Below are 22,308 nucleotides of genomic sequence, written 5' to 3' on the forward strand. Positions count from 1 at the left end.
ATATAAAGTCTACATTTGCACGTTGAGCAGGTTTCCGATTTTGTAAACTACATCCTCTGTGTCAGCGTTGATATTGGCCGCCTCGTTGATGCTGGAAATGCTCTCCAGTGCCTTGATATTGGCATTATACCCGATGGTGTATACCGGAATTTTGTAAGTCTCGATCAGGCCCCGGATATCATCCAGGGAATGGCCTTCGTTGGTCTCCCCGTCGCTAAGCACGAAGATCAGGGGCTTCATATCCGGGTTCACCGCCAGCTCATCCTTCAGCATCTTCATCGCAACCACCAACCCGTCGAAGGTAGCCGTGCCGCCCACAGGCTGAAGGCTGTTAATCGCTCCTACGAACATGGACTGCTGATTGGTGTCATACTTGCCGATGGGCAGATTGATGGTCACATCACTGGAATAGGAGACAAAGCCGATGCTGTTGTCCTTGCCGAGGAATTTCTGGCCCTTCAGCAGAGACTCCTTGAGACGGTTCAGCGGCTCGCCGGCCATGCTGCCTGAGACATCGGCTACGAACACTGCAGCAATCGGTTTGCTGCCGTTCTTTTTCTCCTTCCAAAGCTTCTGGGCTGAGGAGAGAATGGAGCCGTCAACCGGTGCCAGCTCGGAGACGTAGTCCGCCAGGCCGTTGAAGCCCTTGTCCGCAGCCGTCTTCTGGTACTTATCCTGCTGGACGAATTCGCCGAACTTCTTGATGATCGCCAGCTTCTCCGGCGGCAGCTGCCCGAGTGCATACAGCGGGCTGTCATGTCTTACCCCGAACGGGGTGAATACATAGCCGCTGGTCAGATCCTTCGCATTGACGAAGGTCTGATACTCAAGGACGAAGGCATCCAGCATGCCGGATTTCGCCGCTTCCCGCATTTGCAGGGTGGTGGAGGCGATGAAGGGCACGTTGGCCTGGAACTTCTCGAAGCCTTGAACCGCCTTGTCTCCCAGCAGATCCGTACTGTCGAACGTACTCAGTGCGGTGACCAGGAAATTAAGCCCCGTGGAGCTGGCAAAAGGATCGGTGTACCCCATCGCCAGCTCATTAGCCGCAATGGCATCAGTAATCGTCTTCACGTTGATCGAGCCGTATTTATCGACCAGCTGATCGTATTTCTGTTTGCTCATTACCACTCCGGCTACGTTGCCGGTCAGGCGCTTCGTAACCAATTCGGCCTGCACGCCGCTGGCTTTGACCATCTCGCCCCATAGCTCATTAGAGGGGGTGAAGGCGTCAGGCACATATTTGCCGGAGCGGATATAATCGGCGGCCGTTCCTGAAGCGATATTGCGGATGGCGACAGAGACCGGCTTGCCGTCGACCACGGGATTGGAAGCGTTGAAATCAGCGGCGACCTCATTCAGCCAGCCGTCATTGCCTGTTCCTGACTTCTCCGTGGAGGAGAAAATCTCGACGAAGCTGTCCGTGGTGCTCTCTATGGAGATGGGGAACTTGGAGATATCGGGCAATGAATCGCCGATGGATGCCGGATCAAGATCGATCTGCCCTTTTACAGGCTCAGCACTGGTCACGTTGATATCCTTATAGATGCGGTTCAGTCTTTTGTCGGCGTCTTCGGCAGAGATTTCTGTCTTGGATTTGCCCAGATTGGACGTTAAGGTAATGCCGAAATAGACAAGTGCGAAGACGGAGGCGGCGATAATGCCGAGTATGAGCAGTGTTTTGCCTTTCCTCATAGGTTCATCTCCCTTTCCTTACTGATAGAGTTTCGTCTGCCCGATGAGGGCGGTCAATTCCTGCATGCATGGCATGTCTTCCACATTGGTATAATCTGCGCTGCCCAGCTGGGTAATCTCCAGCAGCAGCTGATCCAGCTTCAGCAGAATTTCCTCATTGGCCCCGAGGCTGCCTTTGACATAGGAGAGATATTCGTTGTATAACGCGGTTTTCTTCTGAATCAGGGAGCTGGAAAACCGGGTTGAAGCGTTACTGGCACTGAATCTGGCGAACTCCGCGGCATCGAATACACTGAGCTTGCCCAGCAGCCCCCGGATATTCAGGTAGAAGAGCTTCTCAACCTCCATAATGACGGAATGAAACTTGCGGAAGCTGAGCTCAGCCGGATCGAACCTGCGGCCCAGCACTTGGAGCAGGGCGGACTTCTTCTTCTCAATCCGCTCGATCTGATCCAGGGCGAGGAAGATATCGTCCTTCAGCACCTTCACATTCCGGTGGCGGCTCAGGCCGGCAATATAGTCCTCCCGCGTCTCTAATTGCACGCTGGCGGGCGTGGCAGCCGGAGGTCTGAAGAGCAAGGTGTAACTCCCGTATAGGACGACCAGCAGACTGATGATTAGCAGGGTTACTGCCGATGCCGTTTCCAGCGGACTTCCACCGATCTCGATACCGAGCAGGCCGGGAGATAGAACGATGACATTTAAGATGACAACTCCGGCAATCATGCCGAGGAGCTTAACGGGCCCGGATCTGTTCAGGATCTACACCTCCTCCATAGAAGTATATTTGGGGATAGCAGCTTGAATCACATGAATTGGGTTGGAATGAAGGCTATTACAGACTGCTACGTATCGAAACTTGTCAATGTTTCAAATTTTTACGATCGCGCCGGATTGAGGACGGGTCTTCACCATATGTAAGGCTCCTTTCGAATGATCTGCTGAATTGAGTTATATTTTATCATAATTTGGGAGAGCAGGTTCTGCCTTTGTTATTGTTCATGGCTGGAGAATTGATTAAACAGAGGTCTATGTCCCCTGAATTTCAAATTTAAAAGAATTAAGGCTTGACGCCAGCTTACTTGGCGTGTAACATATGAAGAGTCGTCAACCCGGCACTTAACTCATAACTCTATATTGTTCTCGTATAACCCCGCAGCTATTCAGCTTTCACAGGGCGGGGGTTTCTACAGGAAGCCTACTCTTCCTAACTACGATGATAAGGACCATGAACCAGTGGTCCCTGTCCCGGAGTTAGGATTTTTTGCGTGTTGCGGCTGTAATTCAAGTTCAGACGAAACAGAAGATTCAGGAGGCATAACAGACATGAAAGATATGAAATACTTAATCTCCGTACTTGTAGGGGCTATGAGCTACGGCATTTTATCAACGATTGTTGTATTGGCCTACGGGCAGGGTTACAAGCTGGGAGAGGTGGTCGGCACCCAGCTCTTAACCGGCTGTATTCTCGCCTGGCTGCTTGCGTTATATACCAAGCTCAGAGCGAACCGCAAACAACGCGGCACAGCGAACGTTACGGCACCCGCCAAGGCGGTTCCCACCCGGCTGACCTGGAAGCACAGAGTGCTGCTGATGCTGGCCGGTGCGCCAACCGTGGTTACCGGTCTGCTGTATTACCAGTCGCTCCGGTATATTCCGGCTTCGCTGGCGATTATCCTGCTGTTCCAGTTCACCTGGATCAGTGTGCTGATTCAGGCGGTCAGCAAACGTCAACGCCCTGACAAAATCACGGTGCTGACGCTGATCCTGCTGTTCGGCGGAACCCTGCTGGCTGCAGGTATTCTGAATCAGGGCGCTGCCGAGTTTAACCTGCTGGGGCTGATGCTCGGACTACTATCGGCAGTAAGCTACTCCATGTTTATTATCTTCAGCGGCAAAGCCGTTCCATCGGCCCATCCGGCCTACCGGAGCGCCTGGATGGTCACTGGCGGCCTGGTGCTGCTGTGTATCCTGTTCCCGCCGACCTTCCTGTTTAACGGCATGCTATGGGGACCGCTGCTGCTGTTCGGCTTCCTGCTGGGCTTGTTCGGCGCCTTTATCCCGCCGCTGCTGTTCGCTATCGGGGTTCCGCATATCGGCGGCGGTATGGCCGGTATTCTGGGCGCCGTCGAACTGCCTGTGGCTGTCTTAATGTCCTCGTTCGTATTGCAAGAGCATGTAAGTCTTCTGCAATGGACCGGAGTGGTGCTGGTGCTGCTGGGTGTGGTATTGCCGGAGCTGTATAAGCTGCGGTGGGGTAATGCTCAGAGCATGAGTTCGTCATCGGTCTGAGTTCAGGCGACAGGAAGAGGAGTGTTCCCTGTGAATAGGGGGCACTCCTCTTTGCAGGTTGATAGATTATGTAAGCGCAAACATTTTTGTTGCCAAAAGTGTAATTCAGTGCTATTCTGAATTTGGGATTGTTACTGCAAAGGCAAAACCCAAAACATGGTCACGTGTTTTGGGTTTTGCCTTTCTTTATGTTAAGGACCCTGCGGGACGCCGTAAGGATTCCTTGACCCGTCTAACATCCTGTAAGCAGTGCCAAATGAAATTCGGGGTAAAGGAGGGCAGCTTGGTTGATTATCGAGAAGATTTTCAATAACAATGCCATTATTGCCAAGGATTCAGGTAAGGATGAATTGGTTGTTATGGGACGCGGCATCGGCTTCAAGAAGAGCCCGGGTGATCCGGTGGATGTCTCTCTGATCGAGAAGACATTTGTACTGAAGCGAAATGACGCGTCCGAGAAATTCAAGGCCTTAATGGCGGATGCCCCCGCCGAATATGTAGCCTTAAGCTATGACATTATCGAGTATGCGAAGCAGACGCTGAAGGCCCGCCTGAGCGATTATATTTATGTGACCCTGACGGATCATTTGACTCATGCGCTGAGGCTTCATGAGCAGGGCATCCATAATGACAATCCGCTTCTCTGGGAGATTCAGCGCTGTTATCCGAGGGAGTATGCCATCGGACATCATGCTATGGGGATGATTGAGCAGGATACGCGTATCCGCCTGCCGGAGGATGAAGCCGGGAACATTGCACTCCACCTGATCAACGCGCAAATGAACAGCTCGGGCAACAAGATTGCAGATCTTACCAGGCAGACCCAGCAGATTGATGACATCCTCAATATTGTTAAGTATTCCTATAACAACGAAATTGATGAGCATACCGTCAGCTACGAACGGTTCATCACCCACCTGCGGTATTTCTTCCAGCGTTCGCGCAAGCAGGAGTCTGAGGAGTCCGTGGACGATTTTCTGCTCAAGCAGGTGAGGGTGAAATACAGGAAGGCGCATAACTGTGTGCTCAAAATCGAGAAGTATCTGGACCTGAAGCTCCTGGATGAAGAAATCCTGTATCTGACGATTCACATTCAGCGGGTAACGCAAAGACAAACTGAATAAAACCACTTGGATTGTTACTGGTCATGCAGGCGAAACCAAATCAGGCAGGAAGCTGCCGGGATGGTTTCGCCTTTTGCTTATCATTCATCAGGAAACGGGAGGATGTACTATGAAATATGAGGCACTAGCCAAGGATATTATCAAGCATGTCGGCGGCAAGGAGAATATCAACGGACTCAGCCACTGCGTGACCCGTCTGCGCTTCAAGCTGAAGAATGAGGCGGTGGCGAATACAGATGTGCTGAAAAACATGGATGGAATTGTAACGGTCATTCAGAGCGGCGGCCAGTATCAGGTCGTGATCGGCAATCATGTGTCCGAGGTCTATGCCCAGGTGATGACAGCGGGCGGATTGCAGGAAGGCGGATCAGAGACAGCCTCCGGCGAGAAAATGGGTCTGTTCAACAGCTTCATCGACATGATCTCCGGCGTATTCTCGCCGACCCTTGGCGTACTGGCTGCGACCGGGATGATCAAGGGCTTCACCGCCCTGTTTCTAACTGTGGGACTCCTTACCAAGGAGTCGGGGACCTACCAGATTCTGAATGCGCTCGGGGATTGCCTGTTCTATTTCTTCCCGATCTTCCTGGGGTATACCTCGGCTAAGAAATTCGGATCCAACATCTTTATCGGGATGGCGATAGGCGCTACGCTGGTGTACCCGTCCTTCGGCACGATCACGGCGGCGGGCGAACCGCTGTACACGCTTTTTAGCGGAACGATCTTTGAATCGCCTGTGTACATTACCTTCCTGGGGATTCCGGTCATCCTGATGTCCTATACCTCCAGCGTTATTCCGATCATCATCTCGACTTATATTGGCTCCAAGCTGGAAGCCTTCTTCCGAAAAGTAACGCCGAGCGTGGTACGTACCTTCCTCGTCCCGTTCTTCACCCTGCTGGTCACCGTTCCGCTGGCGCTGATTGCCATCGGACCGGTCTCCACCTGGGCCGGACAGCTGCTGGGGCAGGGAACCTTGTTCCTCTACAACCTCAGTCCGGTTATTGAGGGGCTGCTGGTAGGCGCGTTCTGGCAGGTCTTCGTCATCTTCGGGCTGCACTGGGGTCTGGTGCCGATTGCCCTCAATAACATGGCTGTACTGAAATCCGATCCGATTCTGGCGGCTTCCTTCGGCGCTTCGTTTGCCCAGACCGGTGCTGTGCTGGCGATTATGCTGCGGACCAAGAATGCCAAGCTGAAGTCATTGTCGATTCCGGCCATTATCTCAGGCATCTTCGGAGTTACGGAGCCTGCCATTTACGGTATTACGCTCCCTCGCAAGAAGCCGTTCATCTTAAGCTGTGTCGCGGCGGCGGTCGGCGGCGGTATCGTCGGTCTGATGGGCACCAAAGGCTATATTCTCGGCGGTCTGGGGATCTTCGGTATCCCAAGCTACATTAGTCCGGACGGGATGGATAAAGGCTTCTACGGCGCGATTGCCGCCATTGTAATCAGCTTCATTCTCGGGTTCATTCTTGTCTTCTTCTCCGGGTTCAAGGATGAGGAAGCGGCGGAGAGCAAGAGCGGCGGGACTGCCCGGAGCGTTTTGGTGAAGCAGGAGACGGTGGGAAGTCCGCTGAAGGGCCAGATCAGAGCCTTGTCGGAGCTGACGGACGAAGCTTTTTCTACAGGCGCAATGGGCAAAGGGATAGCGATTGAACCGCTGGAAGGCAAGGTGTACTCTCCCGTTGACGGGGTACTTACCACCTTATTCGCCTCCGGCCATGCGATCGGCATTACCAGTGATAACGGGGTCGATATTCTGATTCATGTCGGGAAGGACACGGTCAAATTGAAGGGCAAACACTTCACCCCCCGGGCCAAGCAAGGCGATACCGTCACCAAAGGCCAGCTGCTCATGGAGTTCGACGTTGCCGCGATCAGAGAGGCGGGCTATACGCTGACCACGCCTGTGATCATCTCCAATTCCGGCGAGTATCTCGATGTCATTGAGACGGACCAGAAGAGCATCGATTACCGCGAGAATCTGCTGACCGTCATGATCTAACCGGTATCCTAATCCAATCTCAGGAGGAACGAATATGAATAACAACGTGAATGTAAGTGTGAACAACAGAAGTTTTCCGGCAAATTTCCTGTGGGGCGGGGCAACGGCTGCGAATCAGCTCGAAGGCGGGTTCGATGCGGGTGGCAAGGGGTTAAGCACAGCAGATGTCATGACCGCGGGAACGCATACGGTCTCCCGGAGAATTACTCCGGTGCTGGAAGCCGGGGCTAATTATCCGAGTCATGAAGCGGTTGATTTCTATCAGCGGTACGAGGAGGATATCGCGCTGTTCGCCGAGATGGGCTTCAAGGTGTTCCGCATGTCCATCGCCTGGTCACGGATCTTCCCGAACGGGGATGATGCCGTGCCGAACGAAGAAGGGCTGAAGTTCTATGATCGGGTGTTTGCCGAACTCCACAAGCACGGGATCGAACCGCTGGTGACGATCTCCCATTATGAAGCACCTTACCATCTGGCTGAAGCCTATAACGGGTGGGCGGACCGCAGAACGATCGATTTCTACGTCCGCTACTGTGAGGTGATCTTTAACCGCTACAAGCACAGCGTGAAGTATTGGCTGACCTTCAATGAGATCAACATTCTTACCATGCCCTTCGGGACATTCATGGCCGGGGCGATGAAGCCGGAGGGAAATGCCGAGCTGACGGCATCCGCGCAAACTGACAATGAGCAGCTAAGATACCAGGCGCTTCATCACCAGTTCATCGCCAGTGCCAGAGCCGTGAAGCTGGGACATGAGATTCATAAGGATTTTCAGATCGGCTGTATGATTGCCTACATGTGCTCTTACCCGCTGACCTGTAATCCCGAGGATGTGCTGCTGGCCCAGCAAAAGGATAATCTGAGTAATTTCCTCTGCTCCGATGTTCAGGTGAGAGGTGCTTATCCGGGCTTCGCGCTGCGTTACTTCCGGGAGAAGCAGATTGAGCTGCAGATGGAGGCAGGTGACGGGCAGATTCTTAAGGAAGGCTGTGTGGACTTCTACACCTTCAGCTACTATTCGTCCACCTGCGTGAGTGCAGCCCCGGATCAGGAGTCGGTTGGCGGCAATATGTCGCTGGGTTTGAAGAACCCGTATTTGCAGGCAAGCGCGTGGGAATGGCAGATTGACCCGCAAGGCCTGCGGTGGTCCCTGAATAATATCTACAACCGTTACGGACTGCCGATGATGGTGGTGGAGAACGGGCTTGGCGCAGTAGATACCGTAGAAGCAGACGGTTCAATCAAGGATAATTACCGGATCGACTATCTGCGGGAGCATGTCCGGGCGATGGGGGAGGCGCTGGCTGACGGCGTGGATTTGATCGGATACACCTCTTGGGGCTGCATCGATCTGGTCAGTGCAGGCACCGGAGAAATGAAGAAGCGATACGGCTTCATCTATGTGGATAAGGATAACGAAGGCAAGGGTACTCTGGACCGGTCCCGCAAAGACAGCTTTTTCTGGTATCAACGGGTAATCGCCAGTAACGGAGCTGAGCTGGAGTAATCTGCGTCTGCCGTCAGCTCACTTTTACAAATATCTGTCTGCTGTTTCAGTCCGTCATCCCTACGGTATATGATTATTAATAAACATTAAAGGGGATTTCCTATGATCATAAAAGGGATCGAGAACATGGACGGCGGCAATATAATGAGCCAGATTCAGCAAGGCGGCAAATTCGTGATCTACACGTATTGCTTCTCTGTTGTCCTGATGACGTTCAGACGTAGCTCGGGCATCTATTTCATCAAGGCGGGCGAGGGCTCCGTCAAAAAAGGATTGAAGTACTCCCTGCTGACCTTCTTTGTGGGCTGGTGGGGGATTCCCTGGGGACCGATCTATTCCATCGGCGCGTTTATCACTAACTTCAAGGGCGGCAAGGACGTCACGAATGAAGTGTTAGCCGCCCTGTCGAATCAGAACGCTTCATAATAAAAGTACACATAGGAGAAGCTGTCCCGCAAGCCGTGAAATATGGCTGGTTGGGACAGCTTCTTGTGTTAATCATTTTTGCTGCTGCATACTGCGATATAATTCAGGTCCTTGCCTGTGGTGTTGAAGAAGGTATACATTTTCTTAAACTGCGCGCGGTTCTCCTTTTTGAGAGCATTCTTGAAAATACGCAGCGTACCGGCCACCCCTTCATCCCGGATCATCCCCTTAATGCTCATCAGCGACATCGTTCCGGTTACATGCTCAACCCGTTTGAAGCCGGTCTTGTTGAACAGGCCTTCCCAGTCTGCTACAGGCAGCGGTTCTACGTTCACATGAATGGTTTTCCGCAGCTCTGCCAGCTCCTCCGCCATATTCTCCTTTGCAAAAGTGATGTCATGCGTAAGCAGCACACCGCCCGGCTTCAGGACACGGAAGTATTCGGCTACCGCTTTTTGCTTCGCCGCCTGGTTCAGCATCGTCAGCATGGCTTCATTAATGACGACATCGAAGCTGTTATCTTCAAAAGGGAGCTTCATCGCATTCGCTTGTCTAACGTTAATGTACCCCTCCAGCTTCGCATCTCTGATGTTCTGCTCTGCCTTCGCAAGCGCCCTGGGGTCCATATCGATTCCAGTAATTTGGCATTTGTACTCCCGCGCAAGCTGGATAGAGGTGGTGCACATGTTGCAGGCTACTTCCAGTACCCGGCTGTCCTTATTTAGCTTCGCATGCCGGATCAACCAGTTCGTAGCAGCGACACCGCCGGGCCGCAGCCGCTTTTTACCGAGCTTGGCGAGGAAATTATGACCGACTTCCTTTTTCAACATGTCTCAATCCTTTCATCTCCGGCTTCACTACGATCAACAGCATTTGGAAGGCTTCTGTTGCATACAACGCGTGGGGAATATTGGCGGGTAAAATAAGGGTCTCCCCTGCCCGTACTGTATAAGGCTTGTCGTCAATCGTAATCCGTGCTTCGCCTGACAGAATATTGACCATGGCATCGCCGGGAGAGGAATGTCCGCCAATCGATGAACCTGTATCTACAGAGATCAGTGTCATGGCAAGGCTTGAGCGCTGAACCAGGGTCAGGCTGGATACCTGCTCCTGCTCTACAGTAATGATTTTGCGCAGATCCATGACTTCCGCTTGCGGGAGTCTTTTAATAAATTGCTCTTGTTCTTGTTCCATATGATTACCTCCAGGTTAAATGCTGATTTGCAGGAATTTGCAGCTGCTCTGTGCATTGAACTCATGCCAGGTGCCGGCCTGCACGATGACTGCTGCCCCGGCGGTTAATGCACAGGACTGGTCAGCGACAAGCATGTGAAGCTCACCCTCCAGAACGTGGATGATCTTGGATCTGGGCGAGGTCTCCGAGCTGATGGATTCGCCGGTGTCCATGCCGTACAGCACCCAGTCCTGGGCTTCCGCAGTGGTGGCAGCACCTTCAGGGAAGTGAAGTGTTCTGCTGGAAATCTGATAGGGCCGGATACTGATCATGTGACTGAAATGAACGACCGTTCCTTCCTTGATTTCACTCATAATGTCCTCCTGTATATTGCTTGATACTTAACATTTGATATAATGAGAATTAAAGTGAGAATCGTTCTCATTTATTGAATTGTAGCAGAGTTTCTAAGATGACTCTGTTGCCATGGCAACAGGAGGCGATAAATTTGCAGCAATATATGAACAAAATTCAAAATACAGTCCTGTTCAAAGGATTCCGGGGCAGCGAGGTGCAGCAGGCGCTCGGTTGTCTGCAGGGGTCGATTAAGGATTTCGGCAGGAAGGATTTCATATTCAGGCAGGAGGAGTACCTGGAGGCGGCGGGCATCATTCTGGAGGGGAATGTCCTGCTCTGCAAGGAGAACAGCTCCGGCACGCGCTTCATCTTCTCAGAGCTTGCGGACGGGGAGATTATCGGGGAGACAGCGCTTCGTCAGGAGCAGGAGCCCAGCGGCTATGAGGCGATAGCCGGGTCGGCATGCCGGATTCTGTTCATCCGAATGAACAACATCATCCGTCCGGGGCACACGACCTGCCATCTTCGCGGCCGGATTATTGAGAATATGCTGGCACTGCTGCTGGAGAATAACCGCTCGATGTATCAGAAGCTTGACCTGGTCTCCCACAAATCGCTACGGGAGCGGATCATTCACTACCTGAGCATTCAGGCCCGCAAAAACAATTCGCCCGCCTTCGAGATCCCGTTCAGCAGAAGTGACCTGGCGGATTATCTGACGGTGGACAGAAGCGCCTTATCCCGGGAGCTGCAGCGGATGGCGCAGGACGGGCTGATCCGGTTCACGCGGAATCAGTTTGAGCTGCTTACGGTAGACTATGAGCTAAGGTGGTGATCTGTGGTATCCTCACTGGAATAACCACTTAATTATTGATAGCACCTTATAATATGTTATAATGAATTTCTGATTTCATACTAAGTAGAATAGAGGTCGCCAAAGGATGAAAGTAAAAATTAACCGCAATGCAGCTAAGGTTCTAAAAGATATGTTGAACAGCCCGGAAGCGGAAGGCAAGAAAATCCGCGTGGTCATCACCCAGAATCACGGAGATCACGGACACTATGATGTAGCGCTGGATACACCTACTGAGCACGATGAAGTGGTCGCTACAGATAAGGATATCGAGATTCTGCTGGATACGCGCGAACCGCTGCTAGACGGCGTCTGGATTCAGTATTTCTATGTTCCGCAGGAAGGCTTCTTCATCACCAATCCGTCTACCGGATTCCTGGAGAAATAAGCGGCAGTTAACTATGATCTGTGCTGCCTTAGGGGCGGCACTGTCTGAAACAGCCTCATCCGGCTGGTCAGACGGTGCCGTCTTTTTGTGCTGGGCGAAAAGTCGTTGCAAAAGTATGCATTATCGTTGAATGCCTATATTAGCGGAGCGCGGATTTTTTATTATACTGTTCTTGTAAGCGATTACACACATATAGCTGGGGGGAAATTCTAGTGAATAAGAAAAAAGCAATGACACTGATGTCCAGTATCCTGATGGTCTCTCTGCTTAGCGCGTGCGGAGGCAGTAACGGCAATGCCGGCTCGGAGCCGAAGGCCTCAGCCGCAGCAACGGAAGCTACAGGAACGAATGCCCAGCCAGCCAAGGACGCCGGTGCAGTGGATACATCCCAGCCTGTAACCCTGAAGATGATCTTCGTAGGTCCGAAGCCGGTTGATTACGATCAGGTATTCGGGGAGATCAATAAGAAGCTCAAGGAGAAAATCAACGCCACACTGGAAGCCGAATTCCTGGACTGGTCCGACTGGGCGCAGAAATATCCGCTTAAGCTGGCGGCTAACGAGGACTTCGATCTGATCTATGCCGCCAACTGGGCAGGCTATAACGACCAGGCACTCAAGGGAGGGTTCCTGGAGCTGACGAACGAGCTGCTGGAGAAATATGCTCCGATGACCTGGAAGGCGATGCCTGAGGTAGCCTGGGGTCAGGCGAAGGTGAACGGCAAGCTGTATATGGTGCCTCAGAACCGCGGCGAAACCGTGGAGAAGCTGATTCTGTACCGCGAAGACCTGCGCAAAAAATATAATCTGCCGGAGATCAACAGCCCGGAGGCGTACGCCAACTATCTCAAGACTATATCCGGAAAAGAGAAGGGAGTTACTCCATTCGTACCGGAGACTGGCGACTGGAAGCTGCATAATCTGGACCGGATTCTGCTCAAGCAGCAGAACGAATGGAATCTGTTCGACCTCGATCTGCCGATGGGCTTCAAGCTGGATGATCCGGCCGGTAAAGTGTTCAACTTATATGAGACTCCTGAATTCAAGGAGCTTGTCTACTATTATAAAGATCTGGCCGAGAATAACGCCTGGTCGAAGAGCGCACTGAACAGCAAGCTGGATCATCAGCAGGAATTCAAGGCCGGCAAGGCAGCCTCCATCACCCACAATCTGGGTACGCTTGGCGCCTTGATGACCGATATGCGGGAGAAGAACTCTCCGTATGAGCTGGCTCTAGCCGATATCAATCCGGATAAGAAAAAATCGGTGGCCGTCTCTACGCAGAACGGCGTAGCGATTCACTCCACCTCCAAGCAGCCGGAACGTGCGCTGATGATGATCGATCTGCTCCAGAACGATAAGGAACTGCATGATCTGATCATGAACGGCATCACGGCTGTACACTATAATCCGGTCGGCGAAGATAAATTCACGAACGCCGAGAAGAATGCCAACTACACCGGCTTCTCGAACTGGGGCTTCAACTCCCCGCTGAACCGGGATAATGCCTCCTTCCCAGATGAAGCGAACGCCCTGACTGACAAATGGGAGAAGGAGGTCTATCACTATCCGCTGGAGACCTTCGTCTTCGACAACAGCAAGGTGAAGACAGAGGTGGCCAATGTCGGCAATGTGATGCTGCAATACGGCATTCCGCTGGAATACGGAACGGTGAAGGATGTAGACGCGGGTCTGGCCAAGCTCCAGCAGCAGGTTAAGGCCGCCGGTATCGATACCATCATCGCAGAGGTGCAGCGTCAGATTGATGAATTCCTGGCGAACTCAGGCCAATAACCTGACAGCTCGGTTATAGCTTATACGAACAATAGGACAGCGGTTCTCCCGTCTTGGGGAACCGCTGTTTCATGTTTTTTAGGCCCGTTCATTTTGCCGGGCCGTCATTCAGCTTGTGGTGCGGGCCGGCGGGATGCTCTGCGGGTTGTTGAACACATTGCCGGGATCATATTTCGCCTTGACTCTGCGTAATCTGGCATAGTTCGTTCCGTAATAGACCGGGCCGGAAGGCTTGATGCCCTGGTCAGGCACGTTGATGTAGCTTCCTACGATGAACGGCTGCAGCTTGCGGCGGGTGTTGCGGACGTAGAATATATTTTTGGCGGCGTCCGATTTCTTGACCCAGGAGCTGTTCCACTCCACATAGAATTTGGCCTTGCGCCAGTAGAAGGCGGTAGATTTAGGAGATTTACGGCTTACCGCCCCACCCCAATTGAGGAAAAAGAACCCGGCGTCCTTCCCCTCCACCTTCTCCAGGAACTCACGCATCGGCTTGAATGCCTGATCCGGGAACGGTTTCCTGCCGAAGCCGCTGGAGAACTGGTTACTGACCCGCTGGGTCTGCACCGGATCGGGAGCGAGCATGAAGCTGACCACCTGCGGATAAGGCAGGGAACGGATCGTTTGGACCGTGGGCGTTCCTACACTTGTAATGGGCTTCAAGAGGCGGACAGCCTCAGCCTTAGATCCGAGGAACAGTCCCAGCATGCTGACATTTCCACCCTTTTTGGGACCGATGGATAATTCGCTGCCCAGTCTCGTATTCACTGCGGGAGCCCAGCGCTGCCAGGTCTTAAGGACCTTCTCGAACTGGCCCCAGGGCCAGGTGATGCGGAATACCGTTGCTGTGGCAGGAGCCGGGCGTACTTTGAATTTGTAACGGGTGTACACGCCGAAGTTGCCTCCGCCGCCGCCACGGGAAGCCCAGAGCAGATCGGCATTCCTTTTCTTATTTGCAATAATGATTCTGCCCTTGGCATCGACCATTTCAAGCTCCACCAGATTATCGCTGACCAGCCCCAGAGTACGCTGAAGCGGGCCGATGCCGCCGCCTAGTGTAATGCCCCCGATTCCAACGGTAGGACTGTCCCCATAAGGTGACATATACCCTTTCCGGGCCAGCGTATGGGCGATTCTCCCGACCGTATTTCCGGCTCCGACGACGGCTGTCCCGGTTGTGCGGCTTAGCTTAATGCTGTTCATTTCACTGACATCAATGACGATGCCGCCGTTCACCTGGGACAGATTGACCTCCAGCGCATGTCTGCCGCCTCTGGGACGGATGGGAATCCCACGTTCGTTGGCCCATTTGATAGCATTCACTACATCCTGGGTCTTCTTGGCGAACACGAATACTTTGGGGAATCGGTCGGTATGCGGGTCCCAATTTTTGCGCGCGGCCTCATAACCCGGATCACCTTTGTAGATGACGCGTCCGGTAAGCTTCGTTGCTGAGTTCACTGGTTTCCAGCTCCTTTTGAGCGAATATGGGCATAGATATGACTTTGACTAGGTTAATGTATGCGGGGCTTTAGTCTATGGAGTGGGCTATAATACGGGCTATTAATGAGAATGGTTATCAATTATAATGTGATTAACCGTCAAAGGATACAGCGGAATAAAGATAAACGGGGAATAGTGATGAAGCTGAACGAACATATACAGTGGTGGAACCATGCATCGGTCAGGATTATGGATATCCGCAGAGGGAGGCTTCCGGCAGGCTCGGCGCTTCCATATTATCAGCTGCCTTCGAGTGCGTTCCTGTATGCTGCTCAGGGACAGGCGCAAGTGCAGCTGGATGAGCTACAGACTACCTTGAGACGTAATCAGCTTGTGCATGGCGGGCGGGGGGCTATTCTTGCGGTGCGTGCAGATGAAGCCTTCGAATACTTCCTGGTGCTGTACAAGGCAGTGCTGATGCTGCCCCAGTCCAACAGAGTGATAAGTCTGCTGGAGCAGGAGAATCCGGCCAGGCTTCAATACAGCTTCAGTCCCGCTTACACGCATCCCTTGCTGGACCGGCTTGAGCGGATGTACATAGAGTGGTTAACCGCAGATCCTCTGCAGCATCTCTATGTGAGATCGCTGTTTCTTCAATTTGTCCATGAAGTGCTGGTTCAGATGAAGCAGCAGGGGCTTGTTCCGGTTCAGCCGGACCTGCTGGCTCAAGCACTGCGGTACATGCGTGAGCATTACAGGGAGCCGATCACGCTGGACACTCTGGCTGAACAGTTTGATTGCAGCGTAAGCTATCTGAGCAAGCTGTTCAAGAGCCGGATGCAGGCAGGGCCCATCCGTGTACTGACACAGATCCGCATGGAGAGAGCTGCGCATGATCTGCTGTATAGCGGATATACCGTGCAGGAGATTGCGGAACGGACAGGCTATCCCGATGCCCATACCTTCAGCCGGAATTTCAAGAAGCAGTATGGCTGCCCGCCGGTACAATTCAGAATGAACATGGACGCGGAGCTGCTTGTACAAGGATCGCCTGTCGTTCATCCGATTACTGCCCTTGTAGCTCATAATTCCAAGTGCTATAGTATCCAAAGTAGTGAGAACTATTATCATTTACAGCGAAAAGGGGGATTACCAGTGATGCGGGGAACGAAGACGGCATCTATGGCTACAGCGGTTCTATTATTGTGTGTAACCTTGCTGCTAAGCGCATGTTCGGGGTCTGGTGCAGGAACATCGGCGAATAACGGTGCGGCAGGTAACAAGGCGCCATCATCCTTGAGTACGGCCATTCCTGGGGGCGAAACGGCGGCTCCGGGCTCCAATACAGGCAGTACGGCTGCAGCAACGAAAGTTTATACTGACGGCAAGGGGGAGGTTACCATTCCGGTAAATCCGCAGCGGATTATTGATCTGACAGGCAGCGCCATCGGCAATCTGCTGGTGCTCGGTGTGAAGCCGGTCGCAGCTTCGGATGACTCCTTGAAGAATCCGTTCCATGCGGGTCAGCTGGATGATATCGTTAATATTGGAGCGGAACCGAATGCTGAGGCTATTCTGAAGCTGGACCCGGATCTGATTCTGACTTTTGACTATATCGAAGAAGCCCAGTATGAGCAGCTTGTCCAGATCGCTCCGGTGGTCCGGCTGAAATACGGCGGGGGCACTCCGCAGGATCTGCTTCTGGAATTCGGCAAGATTACCGGCAAAGAGGCGGAGGCACAGCAGTGGATTGACGGGTGGAACGATAGAATTGCTGAAGTGAAGCCGAAGATTACTGAAGTTGTCGGTGACCAGACAGTATCGATTCTCCAGCCTTATGCGAAGGGCATCTATGCCTGGGGCAACAAGGGAGGAAGAGGCGGTGAGATTCTGTACGGGGACCTCGGCCTTAAGGCACCGGAGATTATCCGGACCACTTTGATTGACGGGGAAGGCTTCGGCGGGAACTTGTCGCTTGAGCTGCTGCCGGAGTATGCGGGAGACTATATTTTCACCAGCAACTGGGGCTGGGATGACGGGGATGCGAATGTTGTGTATGGCAGCAAGGACTGGAAGTCACTCCCGGCTGTGAAGAATAATCGCGTCTATTTCATTGATGAGAAGGGCTCCTATTATAATGACCCGATCTCTCTGGAAGCACAGCTGAAATTCATTGTGGAGAGCTTTCTGGGAACGGGACAATAATCCGGGTGTTGCGCATGAACGCGTAAGTAAGCCGGAATGATAAGGGGATCAATAGGCTCTTTGGAGCATGTTGATCTTTTTTTCGGAGACAGAGCTGCTGTACAACTTAATATTTACATTTCGTGTAATGTATATATACTTAACTTTTGAAGGATTCATATCTCCGGGTTAACCGGCAAGGGAGGATATTACAGACATGACATCAACCATTAAAGTAGGCATCGTCGGATACGGAAATTTGGGTAAAGGGGTACAGCAGGCTATTGAGCAGAACTCCGATATGGAGCTGGTAGCCATATTCACCCGCAGAGATCCGCAGCAGCTGGCAGACATCACAGGAACGCGCACCGAGCACATCTCAGCCGCCGAGCAGTACATAGGCAAGATTGATGTAATGATTCTGTGCGGCGGTTCCGCAACAGATCTGCCGGAGCAGACTCCGCAGCTGGCCCGGTTATTCAACACGGTGGACAGCTTTGACACTCATGCCAAAATCCCTGATTTCTTCGCTGCGGTGGACAAGTCTGCCCGCGAAGGCGGCAGCGTAAGTGTGATCTCCACCGGCTGGGACCCGGGCATGTTCTCCATGAACCGGCTGCTGATGCAGTCCATCCTGCCGGTAGGCGAGGATTATACGTTCTGGGGTACAGGAGTCAGCCAAGGGCATTCGGATGCGATCCGCCGGGTTCCCGGTGTGAAGGCAGGCGTGCAATATACCGTGCCGGTCCAGGAGGTTATTGACAGCATTCGCGGAGGCGAGACTCCGCAGCTGTCCACCCGCGAGAAGCACCGCCGGGAATGCTACGTAGTGGCTGAAGCAGGAGCAGACCGCGATGCCATTACCCGGACGATTGTGGAGATGCCGAACTATTTCGCCGATTACGACACAACGGTTCAATTCATTACGGACGAGGAGCTTGCTGCTGAGCATTCAGGGATGCCGCATGGCGGCTTCGTCATCCGCAGCGGAGTGACCGGAGGCGGAAGCAAGCAGATCGCCGAATTCGGGCTGAAGCTGGACAGCAACCCGGAATTCACCGCCAGCGTGCTGGCAGCCTATGCCCGTGCTGCTGTACGGCTGAAGCAGGAAGGCCAGACAGGAGCTAAGACTGTATTCGACATTCCGCTCGGCCACCTGTCCCCGAGATCGGCTGAGGAGCTGCGGCGCGAGCTGCTGTAGGCTACAAGGAGAGGGATAAATCCCGTTGATGGGGCCGGAAGTTGGCTGGATGGCTGAAGGAGAGGGATAAATCCCATTGGTGAGGCCGAAAGTTGGCTGGAGGGCTGAATTAAAGGGATTTATCCCATTGGTGGGGCCGGAAGTTGGCTGGATGGCTGAATTAAAAGGATTTATCCCGTTGATGAGGTCGAAAGTTGGCTGGATGGCTGAATTAGAGGGATAAATCCCATTGGTGAGGTCGAGTACGGCTGAGCGAGAGTAATGAGGAGCATTAGTGCACCTGAATTCACCGGAAGTCGGCTATATGAGCGAATGAGGAGCACAAGTGCTCCTGTTAGTACCTGAATCTGCTATTCGTACGCATACGTCCAACCGGATGCCCTCAGCATAACTACTAGCGAGCACAGGATCACCAACAAACCAATTGCTCAACCTAAAAAAGAGGTGTCCCCAGCCAAATGGCTTAGGGACACCTCTTCTTGTATCATTTAAGTCTATAACAGTTACACAATACCCTGCGCCAGCATGGTATCGGCAACCTTCAGGAACCCGGCGATGTTGGCACCGGCAACCAGGTTACCGGCGACGCCGTAATCCTCTGCTGCCTGAACGGTTCTGCTGTAGATATTTTTCATAATGACTTGCAGCTTCTCGTCCACCTCTTCGAAGGTCCAGGACAGACGCATGCTGTTCTGGCTCATCTCCAGGCCCGAGACCGCTACACCGCCGGCATTGGCTGCCTTGGCTGGAGCAAACAGCACCTGGTTCTCCAGGAACAGCTCCACCGCTTGGAGAGTGGTCGGCATATTGGCGCCTTCGCCAATGGCCTTAACTCCGTTCAGAATTAGAGTCCGGGCGGATTCCAAATCGAGCTCGTTCTGCGTGGCACACGGCAGAGCGATGTCGCAAGGCAGGCTCCAGATTCCGCTACAGCCTTCAACATACTCGGCATGCGGGTGCTCCTTCACATATTCGCTGATGCGCAGGCGATCTGTTTCCTTCAGTCTTTTGACCGTATCCAGATTGATGCCCTGCGGATCATGAATGTAACCGTTCGAATCACTGCAGGCAATCACGTGGGCCCCCAGCTGCTGAGCCTTCTCGATGGCGTAGATGGAGACATTCCCGGAACCGGAGATGACCACCTTGCTGTCCTTGAAGCTTGCTCCGCGTGATGACAGCATCTCTTGCACGAAGTATACACAGCCATAGCCGGTAGCTTCCTTGCGCGCCAGACTGCCGCCATAGAGCAGCCCTTTTCCGGTAAGAACACCGGCAGCATGCCCGCCGTGAATCCGTTTGTATTGGCCGAACATATAGCCGATCTCGCGCGCGCCTACACCGATATCCCCTGCAGGAACATCTGTATCCTGTCCAATGTGGCGGTACAATTCCGTCATGAAGCTCTGGGTGAAGCGCATAACCTCTTGATCCGATTTATCCTTGGGATCGAAGTCGCTGCCGCCCTTGCCGCCGCCCATGGGCAGGCCGGTCAGCGAGTTTTTGAAAATCTGCTCGAAGCCCAGGAACTTGATAATCCCGAGGTAGACCGAAGGATGGAAGCGCAGGCCGCCTTTGTAGGGACCGATGGCACTGTTGAATTGAATGCGGAAGCCGCGGTTAACCTGCGTATTACCGGCATCGTCCACCCAAGGGACGCGGAAGGAGATGCTGCGCTCAGGCTCAACCAGCCGCTCGAGAATCCCGTGCTTCATATACTGGGGGTGGCGGGTCAGAACGGGGGTGATGCTCTCCAGGAATTCCTGGACAGCCTGGTGAAATTCTGGCTCATGCGGGTCGCGCTTCTGGACCTCTGCATAGATCCGCTGCACGTACTGCACAGCCTCATTTGATACTTCTGACGATAGTGTAGGAACGATGGACACTTTGGCAAGCACTCCCTGTCTGATTGTAATTCGGGCTATCCCGTATTTAATTAGAATTTAAAAGAATTCTATAAAACCTTACATCAATTTGCCAATCAATTATTTTTGGCATAGTCATTAAGAAATTCTATGAACCTTACATACTATGCCAGCTATATGCGGCAGAATGTTAATAAACCTCTGGTCAATTCAAGATTGCAGCTCCCCCTGAATAGGGTATATATAAATATTGGAAACAGTATAAAGCATTGAGAGAGAGGCGTAAGCATATGCACTTATTAACTGTAGCAGAATTAGTAGATGTGGAGAACCACGCCTGGGAAGAGATCAGGGAGCTGCTGAGTCAGGGATCGCGCACCTACCGGCTGGAGGCGGCAGAAGCGGAACAGGCGGTACAGACGCTGGTCCGCTTGCAGGTCAGCACGAAATCCTATCTGGGAGCGATAGCCTACGAGACAGGAGGAATTGTGTTCGAGCATGGCTGGATTACGCTGCTTGGCGCGGGAGCCGAAGGCATCTTCGGAAGCCTGACCTCATGGAATGGCCTGTCTACAGCGGACAATATTCCTCCCCTGCCGGGAATGCTGATTGTGGCCTACGATGCGGCAGGCGGCTTCTTCGGCCTCGATACGGGGCGGTTCGGGCAGACAGGTCATATCTATTATTATGCCCCGGATGTCCTGAAGTGGGAGACAACGGAGCTGACCTATTCAGGCTTCATCGGCTGGCTGGCAGAAGGGGACTTGGATCTGTTCTACGAAACCTTCCGCTGGGAGGGCTGGGAAGAGGAGGTCCAGCAGCTTGAGCCGGGCCAGGTCATGGGCTATTACCCGCCGCTGTGGACGAAGGAAGGCAGCGGCCGGCTTAGCAGCAAAGAGCCAGTATCTATTCTGGAGGCCTGGCATTCAGCGGGAAGTGAGGGCACGGAATGAAGAAGAGTAAGGCGGGCAGAGAAAGGCTTAAGGTCGTCACGATTGCCGAAGAACCGCTGGAATGGATACCATATGTCACTGCAGCACGTGGAAGCCAGGATATTGTATATGAACGGCTACCAATATACCGGGGGGAGATTCTGGGGTTGCCGAAGGAGGTGGAGGCGCTGATTATAGCCTCTGACCTTCAGGGAATGGCTCTTCATGACAACGGCGAATACGGCGGCTCTCTGGTGGGTGAGAAGCTTCCGGAGACGCTGGAGCATCTGCTTCAGCTCCATCTGCCGGACGTCAATCAGGATAAGGTGCTGGTATGTTTATGCGGGGATTTATACGGGGATACTGCCGTAAGAGGTTCGAGCGGCGACCCGCTCCCGGTATGGAGAGCCTTCCGCAGCAGGTTCCAGGCGGTGCTGGGTGTGAACGGCAACCATGATGACCTGTCCCCTGAAGGAGAAGCTGAGCTTGCATCTACAGGGGGAATTCACCTGTTCTCTAAGCCGTCAGTCCTGTTGCACAAGGGATTGATGGTAGCGGGACTAGGAGGAGTTACGGGAAGAGGAGACCGGCCCAACCGCACCCCGGAACCTGAATATTTGGAGACGCTGGGACACCTGCTCCAGCGCGGGCCCCATATTCTGCTGCTGCATCAGGGGCCGGAGGTGCCCGCAGCAGGACTTCATGGACATTCAGCGACCCTCGCACAATTGGAAGCTGGACCGGAGCTTCTGGTCTGCTGCGGACATATTCATTGGCACCAGCCGCTAGCTGAGCTAGGGAACGGTACACAGGTGCTTAACACGGACGGAAGGGTGCTGATCTTCACCGCTGCCAGCCCGGACTGACATGAGCCGCCGCCGGGAACAAATGCTTCTATTTTGTCCAAGTCTTGTCCGTAAACTTTACAAACAGCATCGGAATAGATATAATTTAGGTATAACTTTCAGGGTTTGAAACAACAGAAAGGGGCCTAACGCCATTAGGCTCCTTTTGTATTTCCGGCCCATGTTAACAGGAGGGCGAAAGTCATTCACAAGGAAAA

19 protein-coding genes are annotated in these 22,308 nt (G+C 53.0%); 12 read left to right on the top strand and 7 right to left on the bottom strand.

From position 1 onward, the window contains the following. Positions 1-9: 9 nt before the first annotated feature. Entirely contained in the window at positions 10-1,695 is a 1,686-nt protein-coding gene (locus MKX51_RS13160) for a vWA domain-containing protein (protein ID WP_340992671.1), read from the bottom strand. 18 nt (positions 1,696-1,713) lie between these two features. Next, positions 1,714-2,421 carry a hypothetical protein gene (locus MKX51_RS13165; protein ID WP_340992672.1) on the bottom strand — a complete coding sequence of 236 codons (708 nt, stop codon included), beginning with the start codon at positions 2,419-2,421 and terminating at the stop codon, positions 1,714-1,716. Positions 2,422-3,030: 609 nt separating this feature from the next. On the opposite strand from MKX51_RS13165, the gene MKX51_RS13170 reads away from it, so the two are divergent. From MKX51_RS13170 to MKX51_RS13190, 5 genes are all read left to right on the top strand, one after another. Then, complete coding sequence (locus MKX51_RS13170) at positions 3,031-3,987, top strand: DMT family transporter (RefSeq protein ID WP_340995601.1); 957 nt, start codon at positions 3,031-3,033, stop codon at positions 3,985-3,987. Positions 3,988-4,274: 287 nt separating this feature from the next. Continuing rightward, positions 4,275-5,111, top strand: coding sequence for a BglG family transcription antiterminator LicT (gene licT, locus MKX51_RS13175; RefSeq protein WP_340992673.1), 837 nt, complete (start codon positions 4,275-4,277; stop codon positions 5,109-5,111). A gap of 109 nt (positions 5,112-5,220) precedes the next feature. Continuing rightward, on the top strand, positions 5,221-7,119 hold the full coding sequence (locus MKX51_RS13180; RefSeq protein ID WP_340992674.1) for a beta-glucoside-specific PTS transporter subunit IIABC: 1,899 nt from the start codon (positions 5,221-5,223) through the stop codon (positions 7,117-7,119). A gap of 34 nt (positions 7,120-7,153) precedes the next feature. Then, positions 7,154-8,629, top strand: a complete 1,476-nt coding sequence (locus tag MKX51_RS13185) for a 6-phospho-beta-glucosidase (protein ID WP_340992675.1) — start codon at positions 7,154-7,156, stop codon at positions 8,627-8,629. Positions 8,630-8,731: 102 nt separating this feature from the next. Beyond that, entirely contained in the window at positions 8,732-9,055 is a 324-nt protein-coding gene (locus tag MKX51_RS13190; RefSeq protein WP_340992676.1) for a hypothetical protein, read from the top strand. A gap of 68 nt (positions 9,056-9,123) precedes the next feature. Here the strand turns inward: MKX51_RS13190 and MKX51_RS13195 are convergent, their stop codons facing one another. Genes MKX51_RS13195 through MKX51_RS13205 form a run of 3 tightly spaced genes read right to left on the bottom strand, consistent with a single transcriptional unit; the run spans position 9,124 to position 10,603 of the window. After that, a complete protein-coding gene (locus tag MKX51_RS13195; protein WP_445322066.1) occupies positions 9,124-9,882 on the bottom strand; it encodes a class I SAM-dependent methyltransferase in 759 nt (252 codons plus the stop codon). Further along, positions 9,860-10,249: a cupin domain-containing protein gene (locus MKX51_RS13200; protein WP_340992678.1), complete on the bottom strand. Its 390-nt coding sequence runs from the start codon at positions 10,247-10,249 to the stop codon at positions 9,860-9,862. Before MKX51_RS13200 ends, MKX51_RS13195 begins: the two co-directional genes overlap by 23 nt. 15 nt (positions 10,250-10,264) lie before the next feature. Then, positions 10,265-10,603, bottom strand: coding sequence for a cupin domain-containing protein (locus MKX51_RS13205; RefSeq protein ID WP_340992679.1), 339 nt, complete (start codon positions 10,601-10,603; stop codon positions 10,265-10,267). 134 nt (positions 10,604-10,737) lie between these two features. On the opposite strand from MKX51_RS13205, the gene MKX51_RS13210 reads away from it, so the two are divergent. From MKX51_RS13210 to MKX51_RS13220, 3 genes are all read left to right on the top strand, one after another. Further along, positions 10,738-11,421, top strand: a complete 684-nt coding sequence (locus tag MKX51_RS13210) for a Crp/Fnr family transcriptional regulator (RefSeq protein WP_340992680.1) — start codon at positions 10,738-10,740, stop codon at positions 11,419-11,421. A gap of 106 nt (positions 11,422-11,527) precedes the next feature. After that, complete coding sequence (locus MKX51_RS13215) at positions 11,528-11,827, top strand: heme biosynthesis protein HemY (protein ID WP_036729071.1); 300 nt, start codon at positions 11,528-11,530, stop codon at positions 11,825-11,827. Positions 11,828-12,039: 212 nt separating this feature from the next. Continuing rightward, a complete protein-coding gene (locus MKX51_RS13220) occupies positions 12,040-13,620 on the top strand; it encodes an ABC transporter substrate-binding protein (protein WP_340992681.1) in 1,581 nt (526 codons plus the stop codon). A gap of 108 nt (positions 13,621-13,728) precedes the next feature. Here the strand turns inward: MKX51_RS13220 and MKX51_RS13225 are convergent, their stop codons facing one another. Then, entirely contained in the window at positions 13,729-15,081 is a 1,353-nt protein-coding gene (locus MKX51_RS13225) for an FAD-binding oxidoreductase (RefSeq protein WP_340941163.1), read from the bottom strand. Positions 15,082-15,261: 180 nt separating this feature from the next. Between MKX51_RS13225 and MKX51_RS13230 the strand changes: the two genes are divergently transcribed. Together MKX51_RS13230 and MKX51_RS13235 are read left to right on the top strand one after the other, a co-directional pair. Beyond that, on the top strand, positions 15,262-17,268 hold the full coding sequence (locus MKX51_RS13230) for an AraC family transcriptional regulator (protein ID WP_340992682.1): 2,007 nt from the start codon (positions 15,262-15,264) through the stop codon (positions 17,266-17,268). Between the two features lie 196 nt (positions 17,269-17,464). Further along, positions 17,465-18,448 (top strand): diaminopimelate dehydrogenase, encoded by a 984-nt coding sequence (locus MKX51_RS13235; protein WP_340992683.1) that lies wholly within the window; start codon positions 17,465-17,467, stop codon positions 18,446-18,448. Between the two features lie 503 nt (positions 18,449-18,951). Here the strand turns inward: MKX51_RS13235 and gdhA are convergent. Beyond that, positions 18,952-20,328 (bottom strand): NADP-specific glutamate dehydrogenase, encoded by a 1,377-nt coding sequence (gene gdhA / locus MKX51_RS13240; RefSeq protein ID WP_340995603.1) that lies wholly within the window; start codon positions 20,326-20,328, stop codon positions 18,952-18,954. A 275-nt stretch (positions 20,329-20,603) separates the two neighbouring features. Between gdhA and MKX51_RS13245 the strand changes: the two genes are divergently transcribed. Further along, positions 20,604-21,266: a DUF2625 family protein gene (locus MKX51_RS13245; RefSeq protein WP_340992684.1), complete on the top strand. Its 663-nt coding sequence runs from the start codon at positions 20,604-20,606 to the stop codon at positions 21,264-21,266. Next, positions 21,263-22,111, top strand: coding sequence for a metallophosphoesterase family protein (locus MKX51_RS13250; protein ID WP_340992685.1), 849 nt, complete (start codon positions 21,263-21,265; stop codon positions 22,109-22,111). The genes MKX51_RS13245 and MKX51_RS13250 overlap by 4 nt, the downstream gene beginning before the upstream one ends. Positions 22,112-22,308: the final 197 nt, after the last annotated feature.

The sequence above is a fragment of the Paenibacillus sp. FSL M7-0420 genome (assembly GCF_038002345.1).
Lineage (GTDB): Bacteria > Bacillota > Bacilli > Paenibacillales > Paenibacillaceae > Paenibacillus_AQ.

Excerpts from the sequence above, each read along its gene's own strand:
- MKX51_RS13160 (WP_340992671.1), bottom strand. The coding sequence starts at position 1,695 with ATGAGGAAAGGCAAAACACTGCTCATACTCGGCATTATCGCCGCCTCC.
- MKX51_RS13165 (WP_340992672.1), bottom strand. The coding sequence starts at position 2,421 with ATGATTGCCGGAGTTGTCATCTTAAATGTCATCGTTCTATCTCCCGGC.
- MKX51_RS13170 (WP_340995601.1), top strand. The coding sequence starts at position 3,031 with ATGAAATACTTAATCTCCGTACTTGTAGGGGCTATGAGCTACGGCATT.
- MKX51_RS13180 (WP_340992674.1), top strand. The coding sequence starts at position 5,221 with ATGAAATATGAGGCACTAGCCAAGGATATTATCAAGCATGTCGGCGGC.
- MKX51_RS13185 (WP_340992675.1), top strand. The coding sequence starts at position 7,154 with ATGAATAACAACGTGAATGTAAGTGTGAACAACAGAAGTTTTCCGGCA.
- MKX51_RS13190 (WP_340992676.1), top strand. The coding sequence starts at position 8,732 with ATGATCATAAAAGGGATCGAGAACATGGACGGCGGCAATATAATGAGC.
- MKX51_RS13200 (WP_340992678.1), bottom strand. The coding sequence starts at position 10,249 with ATGGAACAAGAACAAGAGCAATTTATTAAAAGACTCCCGCAAGCGGAA.
- MKX51_RS13205 (WP_340992679.1), bottom strand. The coding sequence starts at position 10,603 with ATGAGTGAAATCAAGGAAGGAACGGTCGTTCATTTCAGTCACATGATC.
- MKX51_RS13215 (WP_036729071.1), top strand. The coding sequence starts at position 11,528 with ATGAAAGTAAAAATTAACCGCAATGCAGCTAAGGTTCTAAAAGATATG.
- MKX51_RS13230 (WP_340992682.1), top strand. The coding sequence starts at position 15,262 with ATGAAGCTGAACGAACATATACAGTGGTGGAACCATGCATCGGTCAGG.
- MKX51_RS13235 (WP_340992683.1), top strand. The coding sequence starts at position 17,465 with ATGACATCAACCATTAAAGTAGGCATCGTCGGATACGGAAATTTGGGT.
- MKX51_RS13245 (WP_340992684.1), top strand. The coding sequence starts at position 20,604 with ATGCACTTATTAACTGTAGCAGAATTAGTAGATGTGGAGAACCACGCC.
- MKX51_RS13250 (WP_340992685.1), top strand. The coding sequence starts at position 21,263 with ATGAAGAAGAGTAAGGCGGGCAGAGAAAGGCTTAAGGTCGTCACGATT.